Raw genomic sequence first — 3,641 nt, forward strand, 5'->3', positions numbered from 1 at the left:
CGATGGGCAGGACGCGCGACGCCTGACGCGCCGGATAATAGCCGAAGAAAATCCCCACCGCCCCCGAGAAGACGAAGGAAATCACCACCGCCTCGGACTGGAGCATGACGGGCCAGCCCGCGAAGTTGGCCACGGCGGCGGCGGCGGAGATACCGGCTGCGATCCCGAAAAATCCGCCGACCAGGGCGAGGACAAGCGCCTCGACGAGGAACTGCGTGAGGATGTCCCGCGCTCGTGCGCCGATGGCCATGCGCAGGCCGATCTCCCGGGTCCGCTCAGTCACCGAGACCAACATGATGTTCATGATCCCGATCCCGCCGACCAACAGCGAGATGGAGGCGATGGACGCCAGGAGCAAGGAAAGTACCCGGGAGGACTCTTCCCGCGCCTGGAGGATCTCCGAGAGGTTTCGGATCCAGAAGTCATCGGGCTGGCCGGGGGGGATGCGGTGGCGCTGGCGCAGCAGGCTGCGGATCTCGGCCTCTGCCTTGCCGACGGTCGCCGCGCTGCGCGCGTTGACCATGATCGCGGCAACCTTCCGGATGTTGGTGGCGTCCACGCCGAGGACTTTCTTTTTGGCCGTGGAGAGGGGAATGAGGATCACGTCGTCCTGGTCATTGCCCCAGCCCGTCTGGCCCTTGGCCTCCAGCGTCCCGATCACCGTGAATGGTATCTTCTTGATCCGGATGATCTGGCCGACCGGGTCCAGCCCGCCGAAGAGGTTTTCCACTACCGATTTGCCGAGAATCGCAACCTTGTCGCTCCGGGCCACCTCCTCCCCGCTGAAGAACCGGCCTAGGGCAGGCTGCCAGGCGCGCACTTCGAAGTACTCCGGCGTTACGCCATAGATTGTGGTGGACCAGTTCTGGTGGCCAAAAACCACCTGGCCCCCCCGGCGGATGCTCGGCGCGGCAGCCAGAACGTTGGGCAACTCGCGCTGCATGGCCTGGGCATCGTCCTCGGTAAGGGTCATGACGAACCCCCGCCCCAGACGCGCGCCGCCGGCGGTGCGGGCGCCAGAGATGACGATGATGAGATTTGAGCCGAGACTCTGGATCTGCTCCGTGACGCGGGCCTGAGCCCCCGACCCCACGGCCACCATGACGATGACCGCGCCGACGCCGATGATGACGCCCAGCATGGTCAGGACGCTTCGCAGCTTGTTCACGAGCAGTGCCCGGATGGCCACGCGGAAGCTGACGAGAACGTTCATCGGGACTCCTCCCAGGTACCTTGCGCGGCAAGCGTCTCGGCTGCGTCGTGGGGCTCCTTGACCTGCTCGTCCTTCAGTACCCTCCCGTCGCGAAAGGTGATGATCCGCCCGGCGTGGAGGGAGATGTCATGCTCGTGGGTGACGAGGACGATGGTGGGCCCAGCCTGGTTGAGTTTCTGAAAGAGGGCCATGATCTCTATGCTCACATGCGAATCGAGGTTCCCGGTGGGCTCATCGGCGAGGAGCAGGATCGGCTCGTTGACGAGGGCCCGGGCGATAGCGACACGCTGCTGTTGGCCGCCCGAAAGCTGGGAGGGGTGATGGTGGGCGCGGTCGGCGAGGCCAACCGCCTCAAGCTTCTCCCACGCCCGGGCGCGCTGCTGGCGGGAGGGGAACCCGCTATAGAGGAGAGGAAGCTCGACGTTCTCGAGCGCACTGGTGCGAGGCAGCAGGTTGAAGGTCTGGAACACGAAGCCGATCTTCGTGTTCCGGATGCGGGCCAGATCGTCGCGGCCAAGGCGCGAGACGTCGGCCCCGTCGAAGTGGTGGGCCCCCGAGGTGGGCGTGTCAAGGCAGCCGAGAAGGTTCATGAAGGTGGACTTCCCCGATCCAGAAGGTCCCATGACGGCGACGAACTCTCCCGCCTGGATCGCCACCGACACCCCCCGCAGGGCGTGAACCACCACGTCGCCGCCGAGCCGGTAGTCCTTGGTCAAATCGTGGGTCTCGACAATGGGCTTGTCCATTTCAGAACCCTAAGCGAAGGCCGCGCCGCCCGGACCCGGCCGCTTTCCGGGCATCGCCGGGGGTGGCGGCCCGGATGATGATCTTCTCGCCTGCGCGGAGCGGCCCCGCGAGCACCTCGGTAAAGTTCCCGTCGCTCAGGCCGACGCTCAACTCCACGGCCTTGGGCCGGCCGTCGGGGCCGAGGCGCCAGACACGGCCGGGGAAGCCCTGTCCACCGCGGCCCGAGAGAGACTGGAGCAACTTCTCGAGAGTTTCCTTTTGACCGGGGGTGAGGGACTCCTTGAGCCGCTCGAGAACGTTCTGCTGAATCTGGCGGGCCTGTCTGCCCCGCTCCTCCTGCGGAAGGGCGCGCAGGCCGCGAAAACTGCTTCGCGCATCCTCCATGAGGGTCCGCAGACGTGCCCGTTGGGCGGGCTCGAGGCCGAGCTTCTCCCGGAGCAGGGGCGCCAGTTCGCGGAGGGAGGGGCCCCCCCGTCCGGAACCTCTGCCGCCGGCCCCGGCCGGCGGCGATGGCTGGACGCTGCGCGGGGCCCCCGCCGGCTGGAAGCGGAGCGCCGCGTTGGGCACCTTGATCACGTTCGCCTTGTGGTTCACCACGATGGCGACATTGGCTGTCATGCCGGGGAAGAGCTTCAGATCTGGGTTCTCGGCCGAGATCACCACGTCGTAGGTCACGACATTCTGGGCCACCTGGGGAGCCTTGCGCACTTGCATGACCCGCCCCTGGAAGGATTGGCCGGGAAAAGAGTCCACTGTGAAGGTGGCCTGCTGGCCCACCTCGATTCGGCTGATATCGGCCTCGTCCACCAGGGTGTTCACCTGCATCTTCCGCAGGTCCTCGGCGATCGTGAAGAGGGTCGGCGCCTGAAGGCTCGCCGCTACCGTCTGACCGACGTCCACGTTGCGAGAGACCACCACCCCGTCTACCGGGGCGAGGATGATGGTGTAGTCGAGCTCGGCCTGGGCTTGACGCAGGGAGGCCTCCCGCTGCCGAACGGTGGCCCGCGCATCCAGGAGCTGGGCTTCGGCCACCTTCAACCGTGCCTGGGCCGCCTTGATGTTTGAGGCCTGGGCCGACTCCTGGGCGCGCATGGCCTCGCGAAGGGCCACGGCCGACTCATAGGCGGCCTCGCTGTTCTCCTTCTCGCTTCTGGGGATGAGCTTCTGCCGGAACAGGGCGTTGTTGCGATCCAGCTTCCGCTTGGTGTCGAGGAGGGAAACCCGCGCGTTGGCGGTCTGCGCCCGCGCCGTGGCGAGCGCGGCACGGGCGTTTTCGATGTCGGCGCGGGCCTGCTCGAGGCTGGCCAGGCGGATGCCGATAGTCGCCTGGGCGGCCTCCACCTCGGCCCGGGCCCGATCTAGCTTTGCCTCGAAAATTTCCGGAGCGATACGGGCGATGACCTGGCCCCGGCGGACGACGGAGTTATAGTCGACAAGGAGCCGTTGAATCTGGCCAGAGACCTGTGAGCCGACGAGAACGGTGTTGACGGCGTTCAGGGTCCCCGAGGCCGACACCGTGACGGTGATCGGCCCCCGCTCCGCCTTGGCCGTGCGGAAGGCCGGCTGCGTCCCCTGCCCCTGGCTATAGAAGAAGGCGCCGATGGCGGTGAGCCCAACGGCAGCCAATGCCAGGAAGAACAGTTTACGCTGCATGGCTGGACCCTCGAGAAGGGGGCCGGAA

The 3,641-nt window shown here is 66.7% G+C and carries 3 protein-coding genes; all 3 read right to left on the reverse strand.

Going from position 1 to position 3,641, the window contains the following annotated elements:
- Positions 1-1,213: ABC transporter permease (locus O2807_13420; GenBank protein ID MDA1001501.1), on the reverse strand; the 1,213-nt coding region annotated here is incomplete at its 3' end.
- Positions 1,210-1,959: an ABC transporter ATP-binding protein gene (locus O2807_13425; GenBank protein MDA1001502.1), complete on the reverse strand. Its 750-nt coding sequence runs from the start codon at positions 1,957-1,959 to the stop codon at positions 1,210-1,212. The genes O2807_13425 and O2807_13420, both read right to left, overlap by 4 nt.
- A 1-nt stretch (position 1,960) precedes the next feature.
- A partial coding sequence (locus O2807_13430) for an efflux RND transporter periplasmic adaptor subunit (protein MDA1001503.1) occupies positions 1,961-3,641 on the reverse strand: 1,681 nt, incomplete at its 5' end.

The organism is bacterium (genome assembly GCA_027622355.1).
In the GTDB taxonomy this organism is placed as follows: domain Bacteria; phylum UBA8248; class UBA8248; order UBA8248; family UBA8248; genus JAQBZT01.

What these genes read in the sequence shown, in the direction of transcription:
- O2807_13425 (MDA1001502.1), bottom strand. Translation starts at nt 1,959, where the DNA reads ATGGACAAGCCCATTGTCGAGACCCACGATTTGACCAAGGACTACCGG.